Origin of the sequence: Celeribacter baekdonensis (assembly GCF_900102315.1) — a bacterium.
In the GTDB taxonomy this organism is placed as follows: domain Bacteria; phylum Pseudomonadota; class Alphaproteobacteria; order Rhodobacterales; family Rhodobacteraceae; genus Celeribacter; species Celeribacter baekdonensis.
Genome location: NZ_FNBL01000004.1, coordinates 225,881 through 251,678, shown reverse-complemented (window position 1 = coordinate 251,678; position 25,798 = coordinate 225,881). Strand labels below are relative to the sequence as shown.

General features: G+C 53.9%; 25 protein-coding genes. 14 read left to right on the top strand and 11 right to left on the bottom strand.

What is annotated here, in order from left to right; translation table 11 throughout:
* The 5 genes from addB (at nucleotide 1) to hslU (ending at nucleotide 8,719) form a co-directional block, all read left to right on the top strand.
* Nucleotides 1-2,979 (top strand): double-strand break repair protein AddB, encoded by a 2,979-nt coding sequence (gene addB / locus BLT54_RS09775; RefSeq protein WP_074644248.1) that lies wholly within the window; start codon nucleotides 1-3, stop codon nucleotides 2,977-2,979.
* On the top strand, nucleotides 2,976-6,371 hold the full coding sequence (gene addA / locus BLT54_RS09770) for a double-strand break repair helicase AddA (protein ID WP_074644245.1): 3,396 nt from the start codon (nucleotides 2,976-2,978) through the stop codon (nucleotides 6,369-6,371). Before addB ends, addA begins: the two co-directional genes overlap by 4 nt.
* Nucleotides 6,372-6,428: 57 nt before the next feature.
* Complete coding sequence (gene trxA, locus BLT54_RS09765) at nucleotides 6,429-6,749, top strand: thioredoxin (RefSeq protein WP_009570410.1); 321 nt, start codon at nucleotides 6,429-6,431, stop codon at nucleotides 6,747-6,749.
* A gap of 111 nt (nucleotides 6,750-6,860) precedes the next feature.
* Nucleotides 6,861-7,418: an ATP-dependent protease subunit HslV gene (gene hslV / locus BLT54_RS09760; RefSeq protein ID WP_074644241.1), complete on the top strand. Its 558-nt coding sequence runs from the start codon at nucleotides 6,861-6,863 to the stop codon at nucleotides 7,416-7,418.
* A complete protein-coding gene (gene hslU, locus BLT54_RS09755; protein WP_074644237.1) occupies nucleotides 7,415-8,719 on the top strand; it encodes an ATP-dependent protease ATPase subunit HslU in 1,305 nt (434 codons plus the stop codon). The genes hslV and hslU overlap by 4 nt, the downstream gene beginning before the upstream one ends.
* A gap of 9 nt (nucleotides 8,720-8,728) precedes the next feature.
* Here the strand turns inward: hslU and BLT54_RS09750 are convergent, their stop codons facing one another.
* From BLT54_RS09750 to BLT54_RS09740, 3 genes are read right to left on the bottom strand one after another with little or no spacing between them, the layout of a single operon-like run.
* Nucleotides 8,729-9,349, bottom strand: a complete 621-nt coding sequence (locus BLT54_RS09750) for a Smr/MutS family protein (RefSeq protein ID WP_074644234.1) — start codon at nucleotides 9,347-9,349, stop codon at nucleotides 8,729-8,731.
* The gene (gene mltA / locus BLT54_RS09745; protein WP_074644230.1) at nucleotides 9,346-10,386 is read right to left on the bottom strand and encodes a murein transglycosylase A; all 1,041 of its coding nucleotides are present in this window, start codon (nucleotides 10,384-10,386) and stop codon (nucleotides 9,346-9,348) included. The genes BLT54_RS09750 and mltA overlap by 4 nt, the downstream gene beginning before the upstream one ends.
* A complete protein-coding gene (locus tag BLT54_RS09740) occupies nucleotides 10,386-11,051 on the bottom strand; it encodes a Tim44/TimA family putative adaptor protein (RefSeq protein WP_074644227.1) in 666 nt (221 codons plus the stop codon). Before BLT54_RS09740 ends, mltA begins: the two co-directional genes overlap by 1 nt.
* A gap of 107 nt (nucleotides 11,052-11,158) precedes the next feature.
* Between BLT54_RS09740 and BLT54_RS09735 the strand changes: the two genes are divergently transcribed.
* The gene (locus tag BLT54_RS09735; protein WP_074644225.1) at nucleotides 11,159-11,671 is read left to right on the top strand and encodes an FxsA family protein; all 513 of its coding nucleotides are present in this window, start codon (nucleotides 11,159-11,161) and stop codon (nucleotides 11,669-11,671) included.
* Between the two features lie 58 nt (nucleotides 11,672-11,729).
* Nucleotides 11,730-12,248 (top strand): protein-export chaperone SecB, encoded by a 519-nt coding sequence (gene secB / locus BLT54_RS09730; RefSeq protein ID WP_074644221.1) that lies wholly within the window; start codon nucleotides 11,730-11,732, stop codon nucleotides 12,246-12,248.
* A 9-nt stretch (nucleotides 12,249-12,257) separates the two neighbouring features.
* Here the strand turns inward: secB and dnaQ are convergent, their stop codons facing one another.
* The 4 genes from dnaQ to BLT54_RS09710 are packed head-to-tail and all read right to left on the bottom strand — an operon-like array spanning nucleotide 12,258 to nucleotide 15,025.
* Entirely contained in the window at nucleotides 12,258-13,001 is a 744-nt protein-coding gene (gene dnaQ / locus BLT54_RS09725; RefSeq protein ID WP_074644218.1) for a DNA polymerase III subunit epsilon, read from the bottom strand.
* The gene (gene coaE / locus BLT54_RS09720) at nucleotides 12,994-13,596 is read right to left on the bottom strand and encodes a dephospho-CoA kinase (protein ID WP_074644216.1); all 603 of its coding nucleotides are present in this window, start codon (nucleotides 13,594-13,596) and stop codon (nucleotides 12,994-12,996) included. The genes dnaQ and coaE overlap by 8 nt, the downstream gene beginning before the upstream one ends.
* Nucleotides 13,593-14,423: a shikimate dehydrogenase gene (locus BLT54_RS09715; protein ID WP_074644213.1), complete on the bottom strand. Its 831-nt coding sequence runs from the start codon at nucleotides 14,421-14,423 to the stop codon at nucleotides 13,593-13,595. Before BLT54_RS09715 ends, coaE begins: the two co-directional genes overlap by 4 nt.
* Nucleotides 14,420-15,025 carry a Maf family protein gene (locus BLT54_RS09710; protein WP_074644211.1) on the bottom strand — a complete coding sequence of 202 codons (606 nt, stop codon included), beginning with the start codon at nucleotides 15,023-15,025 and terminating at the stop codon, nucleotides 14,420-14,422. The genes BLT54_RS09715 and BLT54_RS09710 overlap by 4 nt, the downstream gene beginning before the upstream one ends.
* Before the next feature lie 394 nt (nucleotides 15,026-15,419).
* On the opposite strand from BLT54_RS09710, the gene hemJ reads away from it, so the two are divergent.
* From hemJ to BLT54_RS09675, 7 genes are all read left to right on the top strand, one after another.
* Nucleotides 15,420-15,872 (top strand): protoporphyrinogen oxidase HemJ, encoded by a 453-nt coding sequence (gene hemJ / locus BLT54_RS09705; protein ID WP_074644208.1) that lies wholly within the window; start codon nucleotides 15,420-15,422, stop codon nucleotides 15,870-15,872.
* 165 nt (nucleotides 15,873-16,037) lie between these two features.
* Nucleotides 16,038-17,309: a transcription termination factor Rho gene (gene rho, locus BLT54_RS09700; RefSeq protein ID WP_074644498.1), complete on the top strand. Its 1,272-nt coding sequence runs from the start codon at nucleotides 16,038-16,040 to the stop codon at nucleotides 17,307-17,309.
* Nucleotides 17,310-17,333: 24 nt separating this feature from the next.
* Complete coding sequence (gene mnmE / locus BLT54_RS09695; RefSeq protein ID WP_074644205.1) at nucleotides 17,334-18,629, top strand: tRNA uridine-5-carboxymethylaminomethyl(34) synthesis GTPase MnmE; 1,296 nt, start codon at nucleotides 17,334-17,336, stop codon at nucleotides 18,627-18,629.
* A gap of 23 nt (nucleotides 18,630-18,652) precedes the next feature.
* Entirely contained in the window at nucleotides 18,653-20,521 is a 1,869-nt protein-coding gene (gene mnmG, locus BLT54_RS09690) for a tRNA uridine-5-carboxymethylaminomethyl(34) synthesis enzyme MnmG (RefSeq protein ID WP_083351781.1), read from the top strand.
* Nucleotides 20,521-21,138 carry a 16S rRNA (guanine(527)-N(7))-methyltransferase RsmG gene (rsmG, locus tag BLT54_RS09685; RefSeq protein WP_074644202.1) on the top strand — a complete coding sequence of 206 codons (618 nt, stop codon included), beginning with the start codon at nucleotides 20,521-20,523 and terminating at the stop codon, nucleotides 21,136-21,138. Before mnmG ends, rsmG begins: the two co-directional genes overlap by 1 nt.
* Nucleotides 21,131-21,931: a ParA family protein gene (locus tag BLT54_RS09680; RefSeq protein ID WP_074644199.1), complete on the top strand. Its 801-nt coding sequence runs from the start codon at nucleotides 21,131-21,133 to the stop codon at nucleotides 21,929-21,931. The genes rsmG and BLT54_RS09680 overlap by 8 nt, the downstream gene beginning before the upstream one ends.
* Before the next feature lie 3 nt (nucleotides 21,932-21,934).
* Complete coding sequence (locus BLT54_RS09675) at nucleotides 21,935-22,843, top strand: ParB/RepB/Spo0J family partition protein (RefSeq protein WP_074644196.1); 909 nt, start codon at nucleotides 21,935-21,937, stop codon at nucleotides 22,841-22,843.
* Here the strand turns inward: BLT54_RS09675 and hemW are convergent.
* The 4 genes from hemW to rph are packed head-to-tail and all read right to left on the bottom strand — an operon-like array spanning nucleotide 22,840 to nucleotide 25,713.
* The gene (gene hemW / locus BLT54_RS09670) at nucleotides 22,840-23,997 is read right to left on the bottom strand and encodes a radical SAM family heme chaperone HemW (RefSeq protein ID WP_074644190.1); all 1,158 of its coding nucleotides are present in this window, start codon (nucleotides 23,995-23,997) and stop codon (nucleotides 22,840-22,842) included. The genes BLT54_RS09675 and hemW overlap by 4 nt on opposite strands.
* Before the next feature lie 2 nt (nucleotides 23,998-23,999).
* Nucleotides 24,000-24,383: a RidA family protein gene (locus BLT54_RS09665; RefSeq protein ID WP_074644188.1), complete on the bottom strand. Its 384-nt coding sequence runs from the start codon at nucleotides 24,381-24,383 to the stop codon at nucleotides 24,000-24,002.
* Nucleotides 24,380-25,000 carry an RdgB/HAM1 family non-canonical purine NTP pyrophosphatase gene (rdgB, locus tag BLT54_RS09660; protein ID WP_074644184.1) on the bottom strand — a complete coding sequence of 207 codons (621 nt, stop codon included), beginning with the start codon at nucleotides 24,998-25,000 and terminating at the stop codon, nucleotides 24,380-24,382. Before rdgB ends, BLT54_RS09665 begins: the two co-directional genes overlap by 4 nt.
* Nucleotides 25,000-25,713 (bottom strand): ribonuclease PH, encoded by a 714-nt coding sequence (gene rph, locus BLT54_RS09655; RefSeq protein ID WP_009570388.1) that lies wholly within the window; start codon nucleotides 25,711-25,713, stop codon nucleotides 25,000-25,002. The genes rdgB and rph overlap by 1 nt, the downstream gene beginning before the upstream one ends.
* Between the last annotated feature and the right edge of the window lie 85 nt (nucleotides 25,714-25,798).

Here is a 25,798-nt window from a genome sequence, read left to right as displayed (position 1 = left end):
ATGTTCGGATCCATCGAGAAGCCACATTTGTTTGGTTTGCCCTGCGGCGTCAATTATCCGGCGGCGTTAAAACAGGGGATTTTGGAACGGTTTCGAGACTCGCCGCCCGAAATTTTGGCGCACACGCAGGTTTTCGTGAACACATCGCGAATGAAAAAGGACATCCTGTCCGCGTTTGATGACGGCTCAACCCGGCTTTTGCCGCAGGTGAAATTGATTTCAGAGCTAGGGGCGTCGCCTGATTTCATGGACCTGCCAATGCCGATCAGCGGCCTCCGGCGGCGGTTGGAATTGTCACAACTTGTGTCGCATTTTCTCCGCCAAGAGCCGCAATTTGCCACGCGCGCCTCTGTGTTTGATCTCTCTGATAGCCTCGCGGCCTTACTGTCCGAAATGCAGGATGAGGGCGTGACACCAGAGCGGCTCAGGTCGCTTAAAATCCCCGATGCTTCAGGGCATTGGGAAAAATCTTTGGTGTTTTTGTCGATTATTTTTGACTATTTTGGTCCGACTGCCACCCATGAACCCAGTCAAGAAGATCGGTTGAGGTTGATTGTGGATCGCCTCGAAACAAGATGGGGCGAGACTCCACCAAATCATCCGATCATAGTTGCCGGCTCAACCGGATCGCGTGGAATGACGGCACGATTCATGGCATTGGTGGCGCGCCAACCGAAGGGCGCTGTGGTTTTGCCCGGTGTTGATTTTGATATTCCTCTTGGAGTCTGGCAAGAAATTGCAGGGCAGGGGAACAGGAGCACACCCACCGTTGAACACCCGCAAGAGCGCACAGTGCGTATGGCCGAAAAGCTTGGCTTAACGTCAGGTGACATTCAAAACTGGGCGCAAGTATCTCCTCCTAATTTGACCCGAAACCGGCTCATTTCTCTTTCTTTGCGGCCTGCGCCTGTGACTCATCAATGGATGAAAGAAGGCCCTGAATTTCAGAATACAGACGCTGCCTGTTCTGCAATGACTTTGATTGAAGCGCCTGACATGCGGATCGAGTCCAATGCCATCGCTTTGATCCTTCGTGAGGCAGCACAAAACGGGCGTAAAGCCGCCCTGATCACACCGGATCGCGACCTTGCGCGGCGGGTGACGGCGCTTTTGGGCCGGTGGAACATCACACCAGATGACAGCGCCGGGATACCGCTCAATCAGACCCCGCCAGGCCGACTTTTACGCCATATTGTTGGGATTTTGGGACGCAAACTGTCCTCTGAAGACTTACTGGTTCTTTTGAAACATCCACTGACATCGCGCGGGCATACAGGCGATGAGGGGCGAGGATATCACCTTTTGTGGACCCGTGAACTTGAGGTGCATCTACGCCGCAAAGGGGTGGTGTTTCCCGCCCGTGAAAGCCTTTTGCAGTGGGCTATTTCGTCTGGGGCAGAAAAGGCGGACAAAGAGGGCCGCAAAATTTGGGCGGCTTGGATTGCCGATCTTTTGGACGTACTTGCCGTGGCGCCTGAGCGCGACTTGACGGATCACATTGATCATCTCGTGTCGGTCGCGTCCCTCTTTGTAAAAGGGGCACAAGGCACGGATGATCGTGAACTTTGGGGGCAAAATGCGGGACGAGAAGCGTTGCGCCTTGTCTCTGACTTACGTCGAGAAGCCGAATTTGGCGGCATAATGAATGCGTTGGCCTTTGCCGATCTCTTTCGGGCGGTTTTGGGTCGGGGATTGGCACGCGATCCGTCGCCAAAACATCCGCAAGTTATGATCTGGGGTACATTGGAAGCGCGGGCCTTGGGGGCCGAGTTGGTTGTTTTGGCTGGGTTGAACGAAACCATCTGGCCACAAGCACCCGGACAAGATCCGTGGTTCAGCCGAGACATGCGCAAGCAGGCCGGGCTGTTGTCGCCCGAACAAGCCACGGGACTTTCCGCGCATGATTTCCAACAGGCTGTTGGCGCGCCTGAGGTGGTTTTGACGCGGGCAAAACGAGATGCAGAGGCCGAAACTGTTGCGTCCCGCTGGCTGATCAGACTGACAAACCTGATGTCTGGCATGTCCGATGAGGGCCGGAGCGCTCTTGACGCCATGCGCAAACGTGGGGCGTATTGGATCAAGATGGCCGATGACCTCGATCGACCCAATTTCACCTTGCCGCCTGCAAAACGACCAAGCCCGCGCCCCCCGGTTGCGGCACGCCCAAGGCAGCTTTCGGTGACACGGATCGAAACATTGATCCGTGATCCTTATGACATTTACGCCAACCGTATCCTTCGGTTGAATAAACTTGATCCGCTGAGCCGCGACCCCGATGTGCGCGAGCGAGGCACCGCCTTTCACGCGATCATGGAAAGCTATCTAACTGATATTTCAGACGAAACATTCGATCAATCGCTCGCACGGTTCATGGCGACGGCCGAGCGTGTGTTGGAGGATCAAGTGGCTTGGCCCTCCGCGCGCCGCGTGTGGTTGGGTCGGATACGCAAGATTGCCGAGGGTTTGGTGCGTCAGGAACGCATGCGCCTGACCACGGGGCAACCTGCGGGAATTGAAGTCAAAGGAGCGATGCATTTTGCTGACATTGATTTTTCTTTGACCTGCAAGGCGGATCGGATTGATCGCAAAAACGACGATACATTCGTGATCTATGACTACAAATCAGGGCGGCCTCCGTCGGAAAACCAAACACGGATTTTCAGCATTCAGTTGTTGTTGGAGGCAGCAATGTTGGAGGCTGGCCGCTTTGACGACCTACCGATGGGAAGAGTTTCCGAAGTCACCTATTTGGGGCTTAATTCCGAGTTGACGGAAACATCTTTGGCTTTGGAAAAAAGCGACATTGAAGAGGTTCAAGCCAAGCTACGCGAACTGATCCGCAGCTACGATGATCCGCAAACGGGCTATAGCGCGCGGCGGATGATGGCCAAAGTGCGGTTCAAAACCGATTTTGAACATCTTGCACGCTTTGGTGAATGGTCGGAAGCGGATGAGCCAGTGCCAGAGGATTTGCAATGAGCGCGTTCAATGAGGCCACCCAACGCCAAATCATGGCGGCGCAGCCGGACATGTCCACTTGGCTTTCCGCGAATGCGGGTTCGGGTAAGACCAAGGTGCTGACCGACCGCGTGGCGCGGCTGTTGTTGGATGGCACGCCACCTCAACATATTTTGTGTTTGACTTACACCAAGGCGGCCGCGGCAGAGATGCAGAACCGGCTGTTCGCGCGGCTGGGTGGTTGGGCGATGCTGCCGGATGCGCAATTGGTCGACGAGCTGACAGTGCTCGCGCCTGGCAAAGTTTTGGATCCCGAAACCCTACGGCACGCGCGCACCTTGTTTGCGCGCGCGGTAGAAACGCCGGGTGGGTTGAAAATTCAAACCATCCACTCGTTTTGCAGCGCCCTTTTGCGCAGGTTTCCTTTGGAAGCCGGGGTGTCACCTCAGTTCAAGGAAATGGATGAGCGACAATCCCGCAGGATGGTGGCTGACATTTTGGATGAGTTGGCATTGGGGCAGGCGCGTGACGTGATCGACGCAGCCGCGGTTTATGTCAACGATCTGGATTTGACGGATTTAGCACTCCGAATTGTTGCCAAACGAGAGGGCTTTTTGCCCGCCCGCAGTGAAGCAGAGATTTGGTCCTGGTTTGACCTGCCAGAGGGCTATGATGAGAGGGCATTAATCGCCGATGTCTTCATGGGCGGCGAGCAGGAGATGTTTCGTTCGGTTGCAGTACTTTTAGAAGGCTCCACAAAAGCGGATGAAAAACTGGCCCCGCTTTTCCGGTTTTGGGCTGGATCAGAGCCTTCTATGACGATGATCGAGGCCTGTTGCCAAAAGCTTTTATCCGGGGAGACAAGCAAAAACCCACATGTTTCAAAATTCTATGCACAGCATTCGAGCTTTCCAACACGCAAACTGATTGATGCGCATCCCGATGCGCTTCATCAATTAGAAGCGTTCATGAAACGGGTTGAGGCGGCGCGATCGCGGGTGTTTGGCCTCTATGATGCGCGGCGAACTTGGACGCTTCATCAATTGGCGCGGGCGGTTTTGCCACCCTATCTGGAACGCAAGGCGCAGCTTGGGCTTTTGGATTTTGACGACATGATCCGACGCGCGCGGGATTTGTTGTCGATTTCAAACGTGTCGCAATGGGTGCTTTATCGCCTTGATGGCGGGATTGATCACATCCTTGTCGACGAAGCGCAAGACACCAGCCCGGATCAATGGATGGTTGTGCAACTTTTGGCGGGGGAATTTACCGCGGGAGAGGGTGCGCGCGCGGATGTGACGCGCACGATTTTCGTGGTTGGGGATCACAAACAGTCGATTTATTCGTTTCAGGGCGCAGCGCCCGAAGCGTTTGACAAGATGAAAGCGCATTTTGGCGAACGTTTGACCGCCGTAGGCCAGCCACTGCAAGACCTTTCATTGCAGTATTCCTTTCGTTCTTCGCGCGCGATCCTGTCGGCCACGGATGAGGTGTTTCGCGCCAGTGAGGGTGTGGGTGTCGGCGGCGCAACGGAGCATATTGCATTCTTTGACGACATTCCGGGACGGGTGGATCTTTGGCCTTTGATCGAACCGGAAAAGGGCCCCGATGATCCCGAGGATTGGGAAAATCCGGTGGACATCATCACACCCGAACATCACTCCGCACGACTGGCGCAGAGGGTGGCGGATTTTGTTGCAAACCTTCTCGAATCCGGCTCAATTCCTGATAAAAATGGCACAGGCCGTCCCGTGACACCGGGCGACATCATGATCCTTGTGCGTAGTCGGTCTGAGTTGTTTGGCCGGATTTTACGGACGCTGAAATCCCACCCGGCGCGCATTCCCGTGGCGGGGGCGGATCGCCTAACGTTGAACGACGAATTGGCGGTGAAAGATATCCGTTCGCTTTTGGCATTTCTGTCTTTGCAGGACGATGATTTGGCCTTGGCCGAGGCGTTGAAATCGCCTTTGTTCAATTGGTCCGAGCGTGATCTGTATCAGTTGGCCCATGGGCGCACCACGATCACGCTTTGGCGTGCGCTCTATGAAAGACGGGCAGAATGGCCGGAGACCTTTGAAATTCTTGAGGATTTGCGTCAAACCTCTGATTTTTTACGGCCTTACGATCTGATTGAGCGGATTTTAATCCGTCACAACGGACGACAAAATTTTATTGCACGCCTGGGCAAAGAGGCCGAAGACGGGATTGACGCCCTGCTGTATCAAGCGCGGGCGTATGAGGTGGCGGAAACGCCAAGCCTCACCGGGTTTATCGCTTGGCTTGAAGCGCAGGACATTCAACTCAAACGCGTTTTGGATGAGACCTCAAACCTTGTTCGGGTCATGACGGCACATGGCTCCAAAGGGTTGGAAGCCCCGATTGTGATCCTGCCGGACACGTTAAAATCCCTACGTGAAACGCGGGATGAATTTGTCGAACCTGACAGTGGTCAGGTGGTTTGGAAGGGGCCGAAAGAACAGCGATCCGATGTTGTAAAACAGACCTTAAACCGGCTGAAAATGGCAGATATGGAAGAAGATCGCCGGCTTTTATATGTGGCAATGACACGCGCGGAAAAGTGGCTTGTGGTCTGCGGGGCAGGCGAGGAAAAAGAGGCGGCGGACAGTTGGTATAACCTTGTACGTCGCGGATTGGCCGAGTTGTCGACACAGAAGGTCGATTTTGGTGATTTTGAAGTGGATCGCTACGCCTATGGCGACTGGCCAGAGCCGCAAACCGGGGAAGCGCGTGCCAAACAAATGCGGCCTGTTTTGCCGGATTGGTGTCACTTTCCCGCGCCAGAACCGGACTTGGCCACCGCGGTTCTGTCCCCGTCTGATCTTGGCGGTGCCAAAGCCCTGCCCGGTGAAGCGAATGTTTTGGACCAAGAGGCCGCGATGCGGCGCGGAAGTCAGCTTCACCGTTTGATTGAAATCCTACCAGAGGTCGCGCCAGATCGCCGGGCCCAGGTGGCGCATCACGTTTTGACCACAGGTGAAGACCCTGCGCTGGATGAGGAGGTCGGCGATCTGTTGGAGGAAGCGCTTGGTGTCCTCAACGCGTCCTATGACTGGGATGTGTTTGGCACAGATTCTTTGGCCGAAGTACCCTATACTTCGCAACTTTCCACGAAGGGCGGGCAGATGATCCACGGAATTATTGATCGACTCATTATCACACCCGATCACATCCAAATCATCGACTACAAATCCAATGCGGTGATCCCAGAGCAATCCGAAGACATCCCGGAAGGATTATTGCGGCAATTGGGCGCCTACGCCGAGGCAATGGCGCAGATTTACCCGGACCGGATGATTGAAACCGCGATTCTTTGGACGCGCACGGCGGAACTTGCTGTGGTGCCTCTCGACATCGTGATGTCAGCCTTGCGTCGAACCGCCACATCTTGATCTTTGGCCGTACAAGTCATAGGTTTTCGGTCAAGTTCAGCATTCAGGAGAAGCCCCATGGCGACTGTTAAAGTAAGCGATGACACTTTCGCATCCGAAGTTCTCAATTCAGACATCCCCGTTGTTGTGGATTTCTGGGCGGAATGGTGCGGCCCGTGCAAACAAATCGGCCCGTCCCTCGAAGAACTTTCCAATGAGTACGAAGGCAAAGTCAAAATCGTCAAAGTGAACGTGGACGAAAATCCGAACGCGCCGGCACAATTTGGCGTGCGTTCGATCCCGGCCTTGTTCATGTTCAAAGATGGCGAAGTGATCTCCAACAAAATCGGCGCAGCGCCGAAAGCCGCATTGGCCGGTTGGATCGCCGAAGCTGTTTGAGTTCGGCTAAACATTACGGATCAGGGGCGCCACTTTGGCGCCCTTTTTCGTGGCCGGGTTGCGCCAAGCGGGTCGTGCGCTCATATAAACCACGAAGCGAAAGGAAAACCGATGTCGAGAGAAGAGTTTCCCGGATGGCACGGCACGACGATTATTGGCGTGCGGCGTGGGGGTGAAGTTGTGATTGCGGGGGATGGACAGGTGAGTCTGGGCCAGACCGTGATCAAAGGCACTGCACGCAAGGTGCGACGCTTGAAACCCGGAGGGCATGAGGTTGTCGCGGGGTTTGCCGGATCGACGGCGGATGCGTTTACGCTTTTGGAGCGGCTAGAAACCAAATTGGAGGCCAGCCCCGGTCAATTGGCGCGGGCTTGCGTTGAATTGGCGAAAGATTGGCGCACGGATAAATATCTGTCGAAACTTGAGGCGATGTTGATCGTGACCGATGGTGATGCGCTTTTGGTGGTCACCGGGGCAGGCGACGTTTTGGAGCCCGAACATGACATCGCAGCGATTGGATCGGGCGGGAATTTCGCATTGGCGGCTGCGCGCGGCTTGATGTCCACCGACAAGGATACCGAAACGATTGCCCGCGAGGCGATGAAAATTGCCTCTGACATCTGTGTTTATACCAATGGCAACCTGACGGTTGAGAAGATTTCAAAATGACAGACCTGACCCCCCGTGAAATTGTTTCTGAGCTGGACCGCTACATCATCGGTCAAAATGACGCCAAACGCGCGGTTGCTGTTGCGTTGCGCAATCGGTGGCGCCGCAAACATTTGGCCGATGACATCCGTGATGAGGTCTATCCGAAAAACATCCTGATGATCGGGCCCACCGGCGTGGGCAAAACCGAGATTTCGCGGCGTTTGGCGAAGCTCGCGAAAGCACCATTTGTCAAAGTGGAAGCGACGAAATTCACCGAAGTCGGCTATGTTGGCCGCGATGTGGAACAGATTGTACGTGATCTGGTCGATGCGGCGATTGCGCAGACCCGCGAGTACATGCGCGATGATGTGAAGGCGAAAGCCTTTAGCGCCGCCGAAGATCGCGTCATTGAAGCGATTGCCGGGACGGATGCACGCGAGCAGACGCGGGAGATGTTTCGCAAAAAACTGCGCGGGGGCGAGTTGGATGCGACCGTGATCGAGATCGAGGTGCAAGACAGCGGCACACCCGCAGGAATGTTTGAAGTGCCCGGTCAGCCGCAAATGGGCGGGATGATGAATCTCGGCGATATTTTTGGCAAAGCCTTTGGCGGACGCACGGTGAAAAAGAAGGTCACGGTGGCAGAAAGCTATGACCTGTTGATCTCGGAAGAGGCCGACAAGCTTTTGGACGACGAGACCGTGACGCGCGTGGCCTTGGAGGCGGTGCAGGAAAACGGCATCGTGTTCATCGATGAAATCGACAAGGTCTGTGCGCGCTCGGATGCCCGCGGCGGCGATGTGTCACGCGAGGGGGTTCAACGGGATTTGTTGCCTTTGATCGAGGGCACCACCGTGTCGACCAAACATGGGCCGGTGAAAACTGATCACATCCTGTTCATCGCATCAGGCGCGTTTCACATCGCTAAGCCTTCGGATTTGTTGCCGGAATTGCAAGGGCGTTTGCCAATCCGAGTGGAATTGCGGGCCCTGGAAGTGGGCGATTTCGTCCGAATTTTGACCGAAACGGAAAATGCGCTGACATTGCAATACAGCGCCTTGATGGCGACCGAAGAGGTTACGGTGACCTTTACCGAAGACGGCATTGCCGCGATTGCGAAATTGGCCGCTGAGGTGAACACCGCCGTCGAAAACATCGGCGCGCGCCGCCTTTATACCATCGTTGAGCGGGTGTTTGAGGAACTGTCCTTTGGTGCCCCGGACCGGGGTGGCGAGGAGGTCGTGATTGACGAGGCCTATGTCCGCGCCCATGTCGGCGAAATGGCCAAAGAAGTCGATGTAAGCCGCTATATGCTCTGAGGTTTGGGGTTATTTTTGCCGTCTGAGATAGACGTAATAGGCCCCGGACCCACCATGTTTCAAATGCGCCTCAGCGACCTGTAACACCGCCTCACGCAGGGGCGGTGTTTGGAGCCAATGCGGCACCTGATGTTTCAAAACGCCTTTGCGCACCGGAATTGGCCCCTCATCGTCGCGATGTTTGCCCTTGCCAGTGATGACCAACACAAGCCGCCGATCCATCGCGCAGGCCGTGAGGATAAACCGGGTGAGCGCAGGATGCGCCTGTGCCATGGTCATGCCGTGAAGGTCGATGCGGGCCTCTGGCGACACCTTGCCTTTGCGCATTTTGGTGAAATGTTTGCGATCCATCCGCAGCGGCGCTTTCGCCAGCCGCTCGGTCAGAGTGGGCGCAAGGTTATGGCCTTTTTCCACCTTGGCGTGACGACCAATTTCGAGTTCGAAAAGCTGGATGTCGCGAGTAACGTCACGCGGCGTGATGGGCACGGATGCTTTTGGTTTGACCGGACGGGCAATCGGCGCGGGTGGACGTGCGCCATGAATGGGTTTCGCAGTCTTCTTGACCAAATCCCAAAGGGTTTGATCCTCATCAGAAAGCGCAGATGTGCCGGGTTTGCGTTTACGAGTCATCCCTTGGCCTTTTCCTCAAGGCCAAAGGCAATTTGGATTGGCATCAGGACGACCATACGTCCGGGATCGCGGATTTGCCCCGCCAGATCCCCCGCTGCCGCGCCAGATCCGAAAAAGATATCGGCGCGCTGTGCGCCTTTGATGGCCGAGCCGGTGTCTTGGGCAATCATCAGGCGGCGCAAGGGGGTGGCACCGTTCTTTTCCACCCAAACAGGCGCCCCCAAGGGCACAAAGGCAGGGTCCACCGCGATGGAGCGCATCGGCGTGATCGAACGGTGCATGGCCCCGATCGGACCTTTGTCCGCAGGCAAGCGCGGCAATTCGCGAAAGAAGACGTAGGACGGGTTGAAATTCAATAAATCCTGTCCTTCGACCGGATTGCGCCGCACCCAATTTTGAATGACCTTGGCCGAAACCTGATGCGGTTCATAGACGCCGCGCCGGATCAATTCCTGACCGATGGAGCGATAGTTATAGCCGTTGTGCCCGGCATAACCGATCCGAATGGTGGACCCATCCGTGAGGCGAATACGGCCAGAGCCCTGGACCTGAAGGAAAAACAGTTCGACCGGATCATCGACCCAAGCAATCTCAAGCCCACGTCCGACCAAAGCCCCATCAGCAATATCGCGGCGGCTCAGATAAGGCGCGCCAGAAACCCGGTCCGGGGGCAGGCGGTAAATGGGGTAACGGTAGGGGCCGTCAGGAGAGCGCGCACCGCGCAATTCGGGTTCGAAATAGCCGGTGAACATTGGATCAGCGCCGTCTTCGATCAGGACGGGACGGAAAAACAGTTCAAAAAAGCTACGCGCATTGATGGGCGTGGCGGCAAGTTTACACAGCTGCGGCCACTCGTCGCCGTCGATCAAATCACAAGTGTCGCGAAACACGGCAAGGGCCGCGGCGTGATCGTCCTCGGCCCAGGTGTTGAGATCGGAAAAAGAGAGAACGCGCGCCATAAGATCATCCGCAGAAAAAACTGGCGCGCTCAAAGCCAGCAAGGCCGCAGATGCAGCGCTCGCCAACCTCGTCCACATCAGGCACCCGTTGCTACAAGTTGCCAGTTTGGATCATCCGACCCGACGACACGCGCAAAGGTCCAGATGTCTTTTTGGCGTTTGATGTCATTGGGATTGCCCTCAACCAACTGGCCGGTGGCATCGCGCACCACAGTGGTGGTTTCACCAACAAAACGCAGTTTGATCTCGGCCTCATCACTGGCGCGGTCCAAATCGGCGTCGATGATTTGAATTTCACGCAGACCGACGAATTGGCTTTCAATCGTCAGACCTTTGGATTGGCGTTCCGCTACCACGCCAGAAAACGCCTCATACACGTCTTCGGAGAGGAAGGGGCGAATGCTTTCCAACTCGTCGTGTTCAAACGCCATGAGGATCATCTCGTAGGCGCCACGCGCGCCGGAAAGGAATTCATTGACGCTGAAAGAGGGATCAACCCGTTTGATCGCGGCGAGATTTTCGGCAACGCGGGTGCCAGCCTCGACATTGTCGATGATGTCGTGATCGACACCACCATCAATGACTTCGAAATTTTGTCGGGCGCGTGTGGCATCAGGCGCACCGGGGAATTCGGCGCGCGGTTTTTCAAACCCCTCGCGCGTACCCAAAACGCTGCGCAAGCGCAGGATCAAAAAAATGGCGATACCCGCAAGTACCAGAATGGAAAGAAGGGAGTTACCCATCGGCGGTTCTTCTCCGTTGCAACGTGGCAAAATCTGTCTACTCACCTTATGTAGGTGCTGACTGGCACCAAGTCCACCGGTGCCACAGAGAGAAGACAGGAGTTCCTATGTGGCTTTTCGCACTTTTTGTTGCTGTGCCCATCATTGAGATCGCACTTTTTATTCAAGTTGGCGGCCTCATTGGCCTTTGGCCGACGCTTTTAATCGTCGTTGTGACGGCAATTTTAGGCACGCAGTTGGTGCGTCAACAAGGCGCGCTTGCCCTATCGCAATTGCGCCAATCCTTTTCCGAACTCAATGATCCAAGCGAACCTTTGGCGCATGGTGCGCTGATCCTTTTGTCTGGCGCGCTGTTGCTGACGCCGGGGTTTTTCACCGATACGGTCGGGTTTTTGCTTTTGATTCCGGCGTTTAGGTCCTTTACGTTTCGCGAGCTGCGCAAGAGGATCAAGGTTCAGGGTTTTGTCATGGGCCAACACACAATGCCGCCACGCCAAGATGGATTTCGCGATCAACCGGGTGATCCCACGACCATTGACGGCGAATGGCAAGAGATTGATCAAGAGGACGACAGTGCCTCAAATGACCCGCAAGCCCCATCAGGGTGGACTCGCCATTGAGGCATGGGTGGCAACCTGATACAAAACCGCGAATTTCATACTTCTAAGGACGAAACCCATGGCCGAAAATGGAACCGACACCAGCGACTCCGCGATTGCTCCCGAAGCGGCAGCACAAGCTGCCCCTGTGAAAATGCAGGTTTTGGGCCAATATATCCGGGATATGTCGTTTGAGAATATTCTTGCGCAGAAGAGTTTGAAGGTCGAAGGCCGTCCGAACATTTCTGTGCAAGTGGCACTTGATGCCAAAAAGCGCGCTGAAGACAATCAGTTTGATGTGGCGACCAAAATCAAGGTCGAATCCAAGACCGAAGATGATGCGACCCTGTTCATCCTTGAGCTTGATTATGCGGGCGTATTCTTGATCGAAAACGTGCCGGACGAGCAAATGCACCCGTTCCTGATGATCGAATGCCCGCGGATTCTGTTCCCGTTCCTGCGCCGGGTTGTTCATGATGTGACGCGCGATGGGGGCTTCCCGCCGCTGAACCTGGATAATATCGACTTTGTTCAGCTCTATCGCCAAGACATGATGCGCCGCGCAGAAGCTCAAAAGGCCGCAGCCACGACAAACTAAGCCTTTCGCTTAGCTGTATTTTTTCCAAATCGCGCCGTCGCCCAACCCGTCAACAAAGGCGGCATGGGCGGCGGCTTCTTCGTCTGTAATGCGCGGCGGAAGCGGGGCAGGGCGACGCGTCGGTCGCCACGTCTCATCTTTGGCGAGTGAGGAGACCGTCGTTTTGCGGGCGGGTTCGGGCGCAAGGATCAAATCGGGTTGGCGCCCGCCGATGAGTTCAAGATAGACCTCGGCCAAAATTTCCGAGTCAAGCAAGGCACCGTGCAGCGTACGCGCGGCATTATCGATCCCAAAACGGCGGCACAGAGCGTCCAGAGTGGCAGGAGAGCCGGGGAATTTTTTGCGCGCCATGGCGAGGGTATCAAGCGCGCGGGCAAAGGGGATTTCCGGCAGGCCGATCCATTTCAGCTCCGCATTGAGAAATTTCATGTCAAAGCTGGCGTTGTGGATCACAAGTTTGGAATCAGGCCCGATGAAATCAAGAAAGGCCTGACCCACGGTTTTAAACAAGGGTTTATCTTTAAGCGTCACTTCGCCCTCTTTTGGCGCGCGCGGCGGCGTCAAAAGATCAGGGCCAATGCCGTGAACGCCGAATGCGCCATCAGGCATGTCCCTTTGAGGGTTGATATATTGGTGATAGGTCCGCCCGGTCGGCATGTGATTGAACAGCTCAATCGCCCCGATCTCAACGAGACGATCGCCGCTATGAGGATCAAATCCGGTGGTTTCGGTATCGAGAACGATCTCACGCATGGGCTATTTTGGTCCTGAGAGTTGAGAGCAGATTTTGAACCTGAGCGCGGGTGGATTCAAGGGTATCGGTTTCGATAACCACATCCGCGCGCGCGCGTTTTTCCGCATCTGGCAGTTGTTTTGACAGGATGGCTTTAAAATGCGCCTCTGTCATGCCCGGTCGGGCAAGCACACGGGCCGCTTGGGTTTTGGCATCGGTTGAAACGACAACAACGACATCGACACTTTTGTCGGCACCCGTTTCAAACAAAAGCGGAATATCGGCAAGTGCGATGGGGGCGGTACAATCAGCAATGAAAGCATGCCGGTCTGCGGCAACCAAGGGATGAACGATGGATTCAATCTGTTTGAGTGCGTCCGGGTTGGCCGCGATGATGGATTTAAGCCGATCTTTGGACACCACCCCATCACTGATAGCCTCCGGGAACACTTTGGAAATTGGGTCGACAGCCGCGCCATTTTTGCCATAAAGCCGCGCCACGGCCACATCGGCGTCCCAAACGGGGATGCCTTCCTCGGCAAACATCGCAGCCGTGGTGCTTTTGCCCATTCCGATGGAGCCGGTAAGGCCAATGAGAAAAGGCCGGGAGGTCATGCGGAGAGGATGAAGTTTCGGGTGGCCTCGTCAACATCGGGACGTTGACCGAACCAACGCTCAAATCCCGGCGCGGCTTGGTGCAACAACATGCCGAGACCATCGACGGTTTGGCAACCCATCTGAGCCGCGCGCTCAAGCAATCCAGTGCGCAGGGGGGTGTAGACGATATCTGTAACCACAGCTTTGGGGCTCAAATGATCCAAGGAAAGCTTTAGGTCAGGCTGCCCCGCCATGCCAAGCGAGGTGGTATTGATCAGCGTGGTAACACCATCAAGCATATCAGCGGCATTGACCCATTCGCAGACCACAACCTTGGTGCCAAACTCAGAGCGCAACACATCCGAACGCGTGCGCGTGCGGTTGGAGAGGCGAATTTCTGGAACACCAACCTCAAGCAAAGAGGCGATCACCGCCCGCGCTGCACCGCCCGCACCAAGCACAGCGGCAGGGCCGGACTTAGGGTCCCAATTGGCATTGGAACGGAGGTTTTCGACAAAGCCGTAACCATCTGTATTATCTGCGTAAAGCTTGCCATCCGGTCGAAAGATCAGCGTGTTGGCGGCGCCGATAAGAGCCGCACGGTCGGTGACAATATCGGCGAGGCCAAGCACGGTTTCTTTATGTGGAATGGTCACATTTGCGCCGACAAATCCCATTTTCGGCAGGGTTTGGAGCGCCTCTTTGAGGTCGGATTGCTCCACATGAAGTGGCACATAATGGCCTTTAATCCCGTAGCGGTTCAACCAATACCCATGCAGTTTTGGCGATTGGCTATGGCTGATCGGCGCGCCGATGACGCCGGCCAATGGAATTTTATCACTCATGATGCAATCATCCCCCTTTGGGACAGGTATGCCAGAAGTGGCAACAAGGGCAAACCCAAGACCGTAAAGTAGTCACCATCAATGCGAGAAAAAAGCCGCACGCCTTCTTCTTCGAGCTTATAACAACCAACAGCATGGCGAATGCTGTCCCAGTTTCGCTCCAGATAGGCATCCAGATAAGCCTCAGACAGGGCATTCATCGTGAGGCGCACTTCGCCCACGTGACGCCATTTTGGTTCGCCGTTCTCATAAATGACAGCAGCGGAGAGCAAAGAATGCCGTTCCCCACGCATTTCACCTAAGAGCGCGCGGGCTTCTTTGATGTCTTTGGCTTTCGAGATCAACCGCCCCTTAAAGGACAAAACCTGATCGCACCCGATAACCATGGCCTCGGGATGTTTCATCGACACTTTGCGGGCTTTGCCCTCGGCCAAGGCATCGGCAATCTCGCGAGGTGTTGCGCCTTCAGATAAGAGCGCATCTTTTACGCTTTCTTCATCAATTCGTCCGACGATCACCTCAAAGGTCACGCCAGAATTTTGCAAAAGAGCGCGCCGTATCTCGGACCCGGACGCAAGGATAAGGGGTTTGGGACTGTTCATCACTCTGTGGAAAACTCCTGTGCGTTTGCGTTGACCAAATGACCGAAATCGACCTGATTGACCTGCCTTGGGGATATCAGGGCTGGTTCAGGAAAAATACGCACTCTTTCTCCTGTGTGGAAAAGAAATCTATCGATGACGGGGCGGTTTTTTCATCCATCACGTGAAACTGTTTTATCCCCGTACTTTTGGAAGTCTACTTTCTCAAAATACTGAATTCAAAGCATAAAAATGATTTATCCCGTCTTGTGGATAGAATGAAGCTGCGTTTTGAACCGGAGGAGAACTGTGTGGGTATCTCAATAATCCCCATTATCCACAGGCCTTACTAACAACATCATCTTTCTTTTCTTTCTTTTTATTTTATTAAGAGAGTGAACCAAGGGAGACGATCATGGGCGATATTTTGGCAAGCGCATATCCATGGGTAAAATCCCTGCATGTAATTTCTGTGATCGCTTGGATGGCTGGGATTTTTTATCTCCCTCGCCTTTTTGTTCGTCACACTGAAAGCGTGAAACAGGACAGTGAAGCGGATATTTTGTTTCAGGATATGGAACTGAAACTGCTCAAATTGATCATGAACCCTGCTATGATTTCGACGTGGATTTTTGGGCTTTGCCTTGTGATGACGCCAGGGATCGTCGATTGGTCTGCAGGTTGGTCCTGGATTAAAGCTGGCTCTGTGATTGCAATGACTTGGTTTCACTATTGGCTTGGATTGCGCCGCAAAGAATTTGTCGCGGGGACCAACACGCGCACAGGGCGTCAGTATCGGATGATGAACGAATTGCCGACGCTTTTGATGATCATCATCGTGATCATGATCATCGCCAAACCATTTTGATCCAAGTCCGCTTAGTGAACATTGCCAGTTCTTTCCGAGAATGATTGACTTACCCTCTTTCTGTTCCTATGTACTCTCAAATCCCAGCCGTCCGGCTTCAAAGGGATTCTCCAGTATAATTTGACCAAGAGACCGCTCAATGAGTCGGTCGAGACGGATTTTTTCATGACAACCACCACCCTTAATCTGGCCGATCTCAAAGCCAAGAGCCCCAAAGACCTCCTTTCAATGGCAGAGGAGCTTGAGATCGAAAACGCCTCAACCATGCGTAAGGGCGAGATGATGTTCTCGATCCTGAAAGAGCGGGCAGAGGATGATTGGGAAATCTCCGGTGATGGCGTGCTTGAAGTGTTGCAAGATGGGTTCGGGTTTCTGCGCGCACCTGAAGCGAACTACCTTCCGGGTCCTGATGACATTTATGTCTCCCCGGATGTGATCCGTCAGCATGGTTTGCGCACCGGCGACACCGTGGAAGGTGTCATGTTGGCACCTGATGAAAACGAACGCTATTTTGCGATCACCAAGGTCACACAGATCAACTTTGAAGAGCCTGAGAAAGCCCGTCACAAGATCAACTTTGACAACCTGACGCCGCTTTATCCGGATGAGCGCTTTAAATTGGAGATCGAAGATCCGACGCTGAAAGATCGTTCTGCTCGGATCATCGACCTTGTTGCGCCTATTGGTAAAGGTCAGCGTGCGCTGATCGTTGCGCCGCCGCGCACGGGTAAAACCGTTTTGTTGCAAAATATCGCGCATTCGATCGAAACCAACCACCCGGAATGCTACCTGATCGTTCTGTTGATCGACGAGCGTCCCGAAGAGGTGACGGACATGCAGCGGTCTGTGAAAGGCGAGGTGATTTCTTCGACCTTTGACGAACCGGCAACGCGCCACGTCGCTGTCTCTGAAATGGTGATTGAGAAAGCCAAACGTCTGGTCGAACATAAACGCGATGTGGTCATCCTGCTCGACTCCATCACCCGCCTTGGCCGCGCCTTTAACACGGTTGTGCCGTCGTCGGGCAAGGTTCTGACAGGTGGTGTCGATGCGAATGCGTTGCAGCGTCCCAAGCGCTTCTTTGGGGCTGCACGTAACATCGAGGAGGGTGGGTCTTTGACGATCATCGCCACCGCCTTGATCGACACTGGATCGCGCATGGATGAGGTCATCTTTGAAGAATTCAAAGGGACCGGCAACGCCGAGATTGTTTTGGATCGTAAGGTTGCGGACAAACGTGTCTTCCCGGCGATGGATATTCTCAAATCCGGCACCCGCAAAGAAGAACTTTTGGTCGATTCGAAAGATCTTCAGAAAACCTATGTGTTGCGCCGTATCTTGAACCCGATGGGGACAACCGATGCGATTGAATTCCTGATCTCGAAGTTGAAACAGACCAAGAGCAACGCCGAATTCTTCGATTCTATGAACGCTTAACATTTAATATCAATAGGTTATCCTATGGATACGATATACGCCCTGGCATCGGCCCGCGGCAAAGCAGGCGTCGCAGTGGTCCGGATTTCCGGGCCGCTTGCATTTTTGGCTGTCAAAAACCTTACCGGTGGTGTGCCATCTGCACGGCGCACAGCCCTACGCATTCTGCGTGACGCGGCGGGCGAGGTGCTTGATGAGGCTTTGGTCATTTGCTTTGAAAAAGGTGCGTCATTCACCGGAGAAGAAAGCGCGGAACTGCAACTCCACGGTTCTATCGCAATTGTGAATGCTGTGTTGCGCATTCTTTCTGAGATGGAGGGGTTGCGCCTTGCGGAGGCGGGTGAATTTACGCGTCGGGCGCTTGAAAACGAACGTCTCGACCTGGCCCAGGTTGAGGGTCTTGCTGATCTGATCGAAGCAGAAACCGAAGCGCAAAGACGGCAAGCCCTAAAGGTCTTCTCTGGTGTGCTTGGTGAAAAGGTTGAGCGTTGGCGTACTGCTCTTGTGCGTGCTGCGGCCTTGATTGAGGCCACGATTGATTTCGCAGATGAGGAGGTTCCTGTCGATGTCTCGCCAGAAGTTCTTGAACTGATCACGACTGTTATGTTGGATCTCGAAACCGAGGCGCGTGGGGCAAAGATGGCCGAGCGCATTCGCGATGGCTTTGAAGTGGCCATCGTCGGTCCACCAAATGCCGGAAAGTCCACGCTGTTAAATGCACTGGCGGGACGCGATGCAGCGATCACCTCCGAGGTCGCCGGGACCACGCGCGATGTGATTGAAGTTCGAATGGAGCTTGGCGGATTGCCTGTGACTCTTTTGGACACGGCGGGCCTGCGTGAGACCGAAGATGTTGTTGAAGCGATTGGTATTGAGCGTGCGCGTGAACGGGCAAAATACGCTGATTTGCGTGTCATCTTATTGGCGGATAAAGACGCTGCTCCTGAGATCGAACCAGAAGAGGGTGATCTTTTGGTTCTCAGCAAGGATGATGACGGGTCGGTTCGTGGTAAATGGCTTTCGGTGTCCGGAAAGACCGGGCAGGGGATCGACGTCATGGTCGCCCAGATTTCTACGACTTTGACGGAACGCGCTTCGTCGGCGTCGTCCGCCATCCGCGAACGCCACAGAGTTGCAATTCGTGATGCACTGCTCTCTTTAGAATCAGCGCAAAATGAAGTATTGCTCGGGGCAGATCGGACCGAGTTGGCAGCAGAAGAGTTGCGCACTGCAATCCATGCGCTCAATTGCCTTGTGGGGCGGGTTGACGTTGAAACTATCCTCGGAGAGATTTTCTCCAGTTTTTGCATTGGGAAATGAAAATGGCGCAAGGAGTGTTTCACGTGAAACATACCGACTTTGATGTTGTCGTCGTTGGTGGCGGCCACGCTGGATCTGACGCTGCCGCTGCGGCAGCTCGGACAGGGGCTCGGACCGCTCTGATCACACTTAAGCGCAGCAATATTGGCGTCATGTCCTGTAATCCTGCCATTGGGGGGCTTGGAAAGGGCCACCTTGTGCGGGAAATTGATGCTTTGGACGGCGTTATGGGGCGAATTGCGGATAAGGCCGGGATTCAATTTCGCCTTTTGAACCGTCGAAAAGGTCCGGCAGTACAGGGTCCGCGCGCCCAGGCAGATCGGAAGATTTACCGCGAAGAGATGTTGAAAGAGCTTTCCACAACGGAAAACCTGACCATCATTGAAGCTGAGGTTGCCGACCTTGTGATGCAGGACGCGCAGATTTCCGGCGTCATTTTGGCTGATGGCTCTGAGATTTCTTGCGGTGCAGTTGTTTTAACGACCGGGACATTCTTGAATGGCTTGATACATATTGGCGATGTCAGCCATGCGGGCGGCCGTATGGGGGATAAGCCCTCTGTTGCTTTGGCTGAGCGGCTATATGGATTTGGCCTGCCAATGGGGCGGCTCAAAACGGGAACCCCTCCGCGCTTAAATGGCAAAACCATCAATTGGGATATTCTCGAAGAACAGCCGGGTGATGATGAACCTGTGATGTTCTCTTTCCTCAATCGGGCTCCAACGGCGCGTCAGGTGTCTTGCGGGATCACGCATACGAATGAGGCTACTCACGACATCATTCGCGAAAATTTGTCTCGATCTGCAATGTATGGCGGCCATATCGAAGGCGTCGGCCCGCGTTATTGCCCTTCGATCGAGGACAAAGTTGTCCGCTTTGCCGACAAAACCTCCCATCAGATTTTTTTGGAACCTGAAGGCGTAGATGACGACACAGTTTATCCAAACGGCATTTCAACCTCTCTTCCAGTCGATGTTCAAGAGGCTTATGTGCGCTCCATTCGCGGTCTTGAAACTGTTGAGATCCTTCAGCCAGGGTATGCGATTGAGTATGATTATGTGGATCCCCGTGCGCTTCGAATGACGCTTGAACTGCGCGATGTGCCGGGACTTTTCCTTGCAGGGCAGATCAATGGGACCACGGGATATGAAGAGGCTGCAGCACAAGGTCTTGTGGCTGGCTTAAACGCCGCACGCAAATCCTTGGAAATGGAGACGACGGTTTTCGCGCGTTCGGAAAGCTACATCGGTGTGATGATTGACGATTTGGTGACGCGTGGTGTGACTGAACCTTATCGCATGTTCACCTCGCGTGCGGAGTTCAGATTGTCCCTGCGCGCGGATAATGCAGACCAAAGATTAACGCCTGTTGGGTTGGGCTTAGGTCTTGTTGGTCAAAAAAGAAGACAAGCATTCACTCAAAAGATGGAAGCCCTCGCGAGCGGTAGAACTCTTTTAGAGAGTGCTGTTTTCACGCCAAAACAGATGTCAGAAGTTGGAATCCGCGCCAGTTCTGATGGCAGTCGCCGCAATGCGTTCCAAATTCTGTCATTCCCTGATGTCGATTATGATGAAATAATCAAGCTTGATCAGACGTTTGCAGAAGTCGACGGCGATATTCGCGAGCAACTTTCAAAGGATGCGTTGTATGCCACTTACATTGAACGGCAACAGCGGGATGTTTTGGCGATGAAGCGGGATGAAAAACAAATTATCCCCGATGATTTCGATTATTCTGCGCTCGTCGGACTTTCGAATGAGCTTCGTATGAAACTGGAGCACGTGCGCCCACAGACGATCGCTCAAGCCGGCCGTGTTGAGGGGATGACCCCGGCTGCGACCACACTTATTCTTGCACGTATGCGTCAAGGAAAGAAAGCAAAGGCGTCTTAATGAATAAAATTGCATTTGCGGGCTTGGATGTTTCACGTGAAACATTCGAGCGACTTGAGGCCTATTTTTCAATTTTAAAGAAATGGAACCCCGCCATAAACCTTGTGGCAAAGTCCACAGTTGAAAATGCTTGGGATAGACATTTTTTGGATTCGGCTCAGGTGTTTGCTTTGGCGCCAAAAGAAAGCAAATCTTGGGTGGATATTGGAAGTGGGGGAGGGTTCCCTGGTTTGGTCTGCGCTGTTTTGGCTGCTGAACATGCACCAGAAATGGCATTTACTTTGGTTGAATCCGACCAAAGAAAGGCGGAATTCCTTCGAACTGTGGCGCGCGATTTGAACGTTCCCGTCACTGTAATAGCAAAACGCATCGAAGATATTCCGCCCCTCAATGCAGATATCATTTCCGCGCGTGCGCTTGCAGCTTTGCCACTGCTTTTAAACTATGCCGAGCGCCATCTTTCTGAGTCTGGGCTGGCCATATTCCAAAAAGGGGCCAATGTGTCAAATGAGATCGCAGAATCTCTTGAAACTTGGCGCTTCACCTACGAAGAATATCCAAGCGCGACGGGCCAAGATGCCGTCACCCTTCTTATTGGAGATATAAGACGTGTCTGATCCCACTCGCCCGCCAGGCCCCAAGATTATTGCAGTCGCGAACCAAAAGGGCGGTGTCGGGAAGACAACGACAGCTATAAATTTGGCTGCTGCGCTGGTTGAAAACGGGTTTCGTGTCCTTGTTGTAGATCTTGATCCGCAAGGGAACGCCTCAACTGGCTTGGGAATCGATATAGAGAGTCGCAAATTCACAACCTATGACCTTGTTCTTGGGGATGTGGATTTACACGATGTTATTCAAACAACTGATATCGAAGGCCTCTGGATTTCGCCTGCGACCGTAGATTTGAGCTCTGCCGACATTGAAATGGTTTCAAGCGAAAAGCGAAGCTTTCTTTTGCATGACGCGCTACGTCAGCCGGCAATTGATGGCTATCTGTTTGATTTTATTTTAATTGACTGCCCTCCATCGCTCAGCCTGTTGACGGTGAATGCAATGGTCGCCGCTGATTCCGTTTTGGTGCCGCTTCAAAGCGAGTTTTTTGCACTCGAAGGCTTGTCTCAGTTGATGTTATCTGTACGAGAGGTGCGCCAGACAGCGAATCCAAATTTGAGAATCGAGGGGGTTGTGTTGACGATGTATGATCAACGAAACAATCTGTCTCGTCAGGTGGAGTTGGATGCGCGCGAAAATTTGGGAGAATTGGTGTTTCAAACGGTGATTCCGCGCAATGTACGTGTCAGTGAAGCACCATCTTTTGCTTTACCTGTTCTTCAATACGATTCGAATTCCAAGGGTAGCTTGGCCTACAGGGCTTTGGCGACCGAAGTCGCTGCAAAGAGGGGTAAATAAGAGATGGAAAATCCGACGAAGCCAAAAACCCGCGGTCTCGGGCGTGGTTTGTCAGCATTGATGGCGGACGTCGCGCCAGAAATTGGTGGCGCATCAGATACAAAAGAACCTCGCCGGCCTGACATGATGGTGCCGATTGAGAAAATCGTGCCGAATCCAGATCAGCCACGGCGGACCTTTGAGCAGGGCGCATTGGACGATTTGGCCAATTCCATTCGCGAAAAAGGTGTGATTCAACCTTTGATCGTACGCGAAAGCCCAAGAAATGCTGGTGACTATGAGATTGTGGCTGGGGAGCGTCGTTGGCGTGCGTCCCAATTGGCCAGATTACATGAACTTCCTGTCATTTTACGCGCTTACACAGACACTGAGGTTCTTGAAGTTGCGATTATCGAGAACATTCAGCGCGCTGACCTGAATGCGATTGAAGAGGCGGCAGGCTATAAGCAATTGATGGAGCGGTTTGGCCACACACAGGAAAAGCTCTCTGATGCATTGGGCAAAAGCCGTAGCCATATCGCGAACTTGATGCGACTGCTTCATTTGCCGTCGGATGTTCAGGATTTGGTTGTCGATGGTCACCTTTCTGCTGGCCACGCCCGCGCTCTGGTGACGGCGGAAAATCCGGCCGAACTGGCGAAACGAATTGTGAAAGGTGGGCTTTCGGTGCGGGATGCCGAAAAGCTTGTAAAGGCTGAAAAGACCCCAACTCAGCCGAAGGCGGTAAAATCCTTCCGTGCCTCTGAAAAGGACGCCGATACCCGTGCTTTGGAGGCTGATTTGTCAGCTACGGTGGGCATGAAGGTGGAGATTGATCACAAAGACGGGTCAGAGAGCGGTAAGCTTTCGATCTCCTACGCGACTTTGGATGATCTGGATACGATTTGCAGAATTTTATCTAAGGGCGTTTAAGCGTCCGGGATCAAATCCCGAATGATGGCATTTAACAGCGGGCGGCCTTTTCCAGTTACGGAAAGGCGCCCGTTTTCTGATTTTAGAAATCCGTCTTCTACTAAGTATTTGTTTTTAATGGAGTAATCATATCCAAAGAGAGCGGAAAGCCGGGCTAAATCAACCCCTTCTGAAATTCTAAGTCCCATCATGAGGTATTCGAGGGCCTGATCATAGCCGGGCAGAGTGTAGCGCTCTTGTTCGCCATGGCCCTTAGCGTCAACGGAGGCGAGCCAAAGAGCCGGTGAGAGAGGCGTGTCGATGGCGTATTTTTGTCCCCCAAGGGTGAGGCGGGAGTGTGCACCTGGGCCGATGCCAGCGTAGTCGCCATAGCGCCAGTAAATCAGGTTATGCCGACTTTCAGACCCCTTTCGAGCATGATTAGAGACTTCATAGCTGGGCATTCCGGCGGAATCGCATTCCTCTTGGGTGAGGAAATACATATCAGCGGCGGCGTCATCCGAGGGCAGATCACGCAATTGGCCACGATTGTAGCGATCGCCAAAGGCGGTGCCTTGCTCGATGGTCAGTTGATAGAGGGACAGGTGATCGACGGCCATAGAGAGGGCTTCGCGCAGTTCCAAACGCCAGTCCTCTTGAGTTTGGCCCTGGCGCGCGTAAATCAGGTCGAAGCTGACCCGATCAAAGGCGGATCGAGCAATATCAAAGGCCTTTTGGGCTTCCGAGACGGAATGAAGCCGGCCAAGACGACGTAGATCGTCGTCACGAAGCGATTGAATGCCCATCGACAGACGATTAACGCCTGCCTCGCGATAGCCACGAAAACGACCCGCTTCCACGGAGGTTGGATTGGCTTCAAGCGTGATTTCGACATCATTCGCAAGCACCCATGAGGCTCTAACCCGGCTTAAAATGGCATCTACAAGCTGAGGTTCCATCAAAGATGGGGTGCCGCCGCCAAAAAAGATGGTATTGACCAAGCGCCCCGGTGTGAGCGCTGCAATCCGGTCGATTTCAGAAAGATATGCGCGCTCCCATGCCTTTTGGTCAATTGTGGCCGCGACATGGGAGTTGAAATCGCAGTATGGGCATTTTGCCTGACAAAACGGCCAGTGAAAATAAAGACCAAATCCGCCGTTTTGCCAGTCTTCCATCATCAGCCCTTGAAAGCCGTGATTTCGATTTCGATTTTCATCTCAGGTTTGATGAGATCGGCAATCACCATTGTGGCCGCAGGGCGAATGTCGGAGAGGGCTTCGCCCAGGGCCGGGATGAGATCGTCGACCAAGGCTTTGTCACTGACTGTGTATTGCACACGCACAGTGTCGGAGAGGGAAAATCCGGCCTGTTCCAGTGCATTCGAGATGGTTTTAAAGCAATTGCGGGCCTGATCGGCGATACTGTCGGGCATGGTCATTGTGGCGTAATCGTAGCCGGTTGTGCCGGACACGAAACACCAATCGCCCTGAGCGACGGCACGGGAATAGCCCATGGTGGATTCAAAAGCAGAGCCGGAAGAGATGAGTTTACGAGTGCTCATTTACAGAGGTCCTTGAAGGGTCCGGAGACCAGTTTACGAAAGGCATCGGCGCGGTGGCTCATGCCCTGCTTTTTGGCAGGGTCCATTTCACCAAATGTTTCTGTTTCGCCATCAGGCAAGAAAATCGGGTCAAACCCAAAGCCCAAATCACCACGCATAGGCCAAACAAGGCGGCCTTCAACTGTGCCCTCGAAAATCTCATCATGGCCATCAGGCCAAGCGAGGCAAAGCGTACAGCAAAAGCGTGCGGTGCGGGGCTCGGGGGCATTTACGGCCTCAAGCTTGTCCCAAACTTTTGTCATTGCCATTGGAAAATCGCGACCATTGGGCGTTTCGGCCCAATCGGCGGTGTAGACACCGGGGGCACCACCCAATGCATCGACCATGATGCCACTGTCATCGGAAAGCGCAGGCAGCCCACTTTCTTTGGCGGCGAAATGAGCTTTGATCCGGGCGTTTCCGGCAAAGCTGTCTTCGGTTTCGTCCGGTTCTTCGAACCCAAGGTCCCCGGCGGAAATGACTTTGATCCCAAAAGGCGTCAAAAGCTCAGTGATTTCGCGAAGCTTGCCCTTGTTGTGGGAGGCGAGGACCAGCGTGTTGCCATCAAACATGCGCATCAGGCCACCGCAGCGTTTTGTACGGCAACGAGTTCAGCGACACCTTTTTCAGCAAGATCAAGGAGTTCGTTCATTTGAGTGCGCGAATAAGTAGCCCCCTCGGCGCTCATTTGGGTTTCGATCATCTGACCATTGGCGAGCATGATGAAGTTCCCATCAACGCCCGCTTCGGAATCCTCAGGATAGTCGAGATCAAGCACAGCCTGACCCGCGTAAATGCCACAGGACACGGCGGCGACGTTGGACAGCAGTGGATCGGAGATCAGCGCGCCGGATTTCAACAATTTGTTGGTGGCAATGCGCAGAGCGACCCAGCCGCCGGTGATCGAGGCGCAACGCGTGCCGCCATCGGCCTGAATGACGTCACAGTCGATGGTGATCTGACGTTCGCCAAGGGCAACGCGATCCACACCGGCGCGCAGGGCGCGACCGATCAAACGTTGAATTTCTACGGTACGACCGCCTTGTTTGCCTTGGGTCGCTTCACGACGCATCCGCGAAGACGTCGAACGAGGCAACATACCATATTCCGCTGTGACCCAGCCCTGGCCAGAATTGCGCATAAACGGGGGCACGCGTTCCTCAATGGTCGCGGTGCACAAAACATGCGTATCGCCACAGCGGATCAGGCAGGAGCCCTCGGCATGTTTTGTCACATTGATGTCGATCGAGATCGGGCGCATCTCGTTTAATTTCCGTCCGGAGGGTCGCATGGTCATTCCTTCCATTTTTGTTGGCTGAGACATAACGAAGTGGGTGTGAAAGGTGCAAGTGTCATTGACCCCGGCAACGCATGTC

Excerpts from the sequence above, each read along its gene's own strand:
- BLT54_RS09675 (WP_074644196.1), top strand. The coding sequence starts at position 21,935 with ATGGAAAATCCGACGAAGCCAAAAACCCGCGGTCTCGGGCGTGGTTTG.
- coaE (WP_074644216.1), bottom strand. The coding sequence starts at position 13,596 with ATGACCTCCCGGCCTTTTCTCATTGGCCTTACCGGCTCCATCGGAATG.
- dnaQ (WP_074644218.1), bottom strand. The coding sequence starts at position 13,001 with ATGCGTGAGATCGTTCTCGATACCGAAACCACCGGATTTGATCCTCAT.
- BLT54_RS09735 (WP_074644225.1), top strand. The coding sequence starts at position 11,159 with ATGTGGCTTTTCGCACTTTTTGTTGCTGTGCCCATCATTGAGATCGCA.
- BLT54_RS09750 (WP_074644234.1), bottom strand. The coding sequence starts at position 9,349 with ATGACTCGTAAACGCAAACCCGGCACATCTGCGCTTTCTGATGAGGAT.
- BLT54_RS09740 (WP_074644227.1), bottom strand. The coding sequence starts at position 11,051 with ATGGGTAACTCCCTTCTTTCCATTCTGGTACTTGCGGGTATCGCCATT.
- rho (WP_074644498.1), top strand. The coding sequence starts at position 16,038 with ATGACAACCACCACCCTTAATCTGGCCGATCTCAAAGCCAAGAGCCCC.
- hslU (WP_074644237.1), top strand. The coding sequence starts at position 7,415 with ATGACAGACCTGACCCCCCGTGAAATTGTTTCTGAGCTGGACCGCTAC.
- trxA (WP_009570410.1), top strand. The coding sequence starts at position 6,429 with ATGGCGACTGTTAAAGTAAGCGATGACACTTTCGCATCCGAAGTTCTC.
- hemW (WP_074644190.1), bottom strand. The coding sequence starts at position 23,997 with ATGGAAGACTGGCAAAACGGCGGATTTGGTCTTTATTTTCACTGGCCG.
- addB (WP_074644248.1), top strand. The coding sequence starts at position 1 with ATGTTCGGATCCATCGAGAAGCCACATTTGTTTGGTTTGCCCTGCGGC.
- mnmE (WP_074644205.1), top strand. The coding sequence starts at position 17,334 with ATGGATACGATATACGCCCTGGCATCGGCCCGCGGCAAAGCAGGCGTC.
- BLT54_RS09715 (WP_074644213.1), bottom strand. The coding sequence starts at position 14,423 with ATGAGTGATAAAATTCCATTGGCCGGCGTCATCGGCGCGCCGATCAGC.
- rph (WP_009570388.1), bottom strand. The coding sequence starts at position 25,713 with ATGCGACCCTCCGGACGGAAATTAAACGAGATGCGCCCGATCTCGATC.
- hslV (WP_074644241.1), top strand. The coding sequence starts at position 6,861 with ATGTCGAGAGAAGAGTTTCCCGGATGGCACGGCACGACGATTATTGGC.
- addA (WP_074644245.1), top strand. The coding sequence starts at position 2,976 with ATGAGCGCGTTCAATGAGGCCACCCAACGCCAAATCATGGCGGCGCAG.
- secB (WP_074644221.1), top strand. The coding sequence starts at position 11,730 with ATGGCCGAAAATGGAACCGACACCAGCGACTCCGCGATTGCTCCCGAA.
- hemJ (WP_074644208.1), top strand. The coding sequence starts at position 15,420 with ATGGGCGATATTTTGGCAAGCGCATATCCATGGGTAAAATCCCTGCAT.
- BLT54_RS09665 (WP_074644188.1), bottom strand. The coding sequence starts at position 24,383 with ATGAGCACTCGTAAACTCATCTCTTCCGGCTCTGCTTTTGAATCCACC.
- rdgB (WP_074644184.1), bottom strand. The coding sequence starts at position 25,000 with ATGCGCATGTTTGATGGCAACACGCTGGTCCTCGCCTCCCACAACAAG.
- mltA (WP_074644230.1), bottom strand. The coding sequence starts at position 10,386 with ATGTGGACGAGGTTGGCGAGCGCTGCATCTGCGGCCTTGCTGGCTTTG.
- BLT54_RS09710 (WP_074644211.1), bottom strand. The coding sequence starts at position 15,025 with ATGAACAGTCCCAAACCCCTTATCCTTGCGTCCGGGTCCGAGATACGG.
- rsmG (WP_074644202.1), top strand. The coding sequence starts at position 20,521 with ATGAATAAAATTGCATTTGCGGGCTTGGATGTTTCACGTGAAACATTC.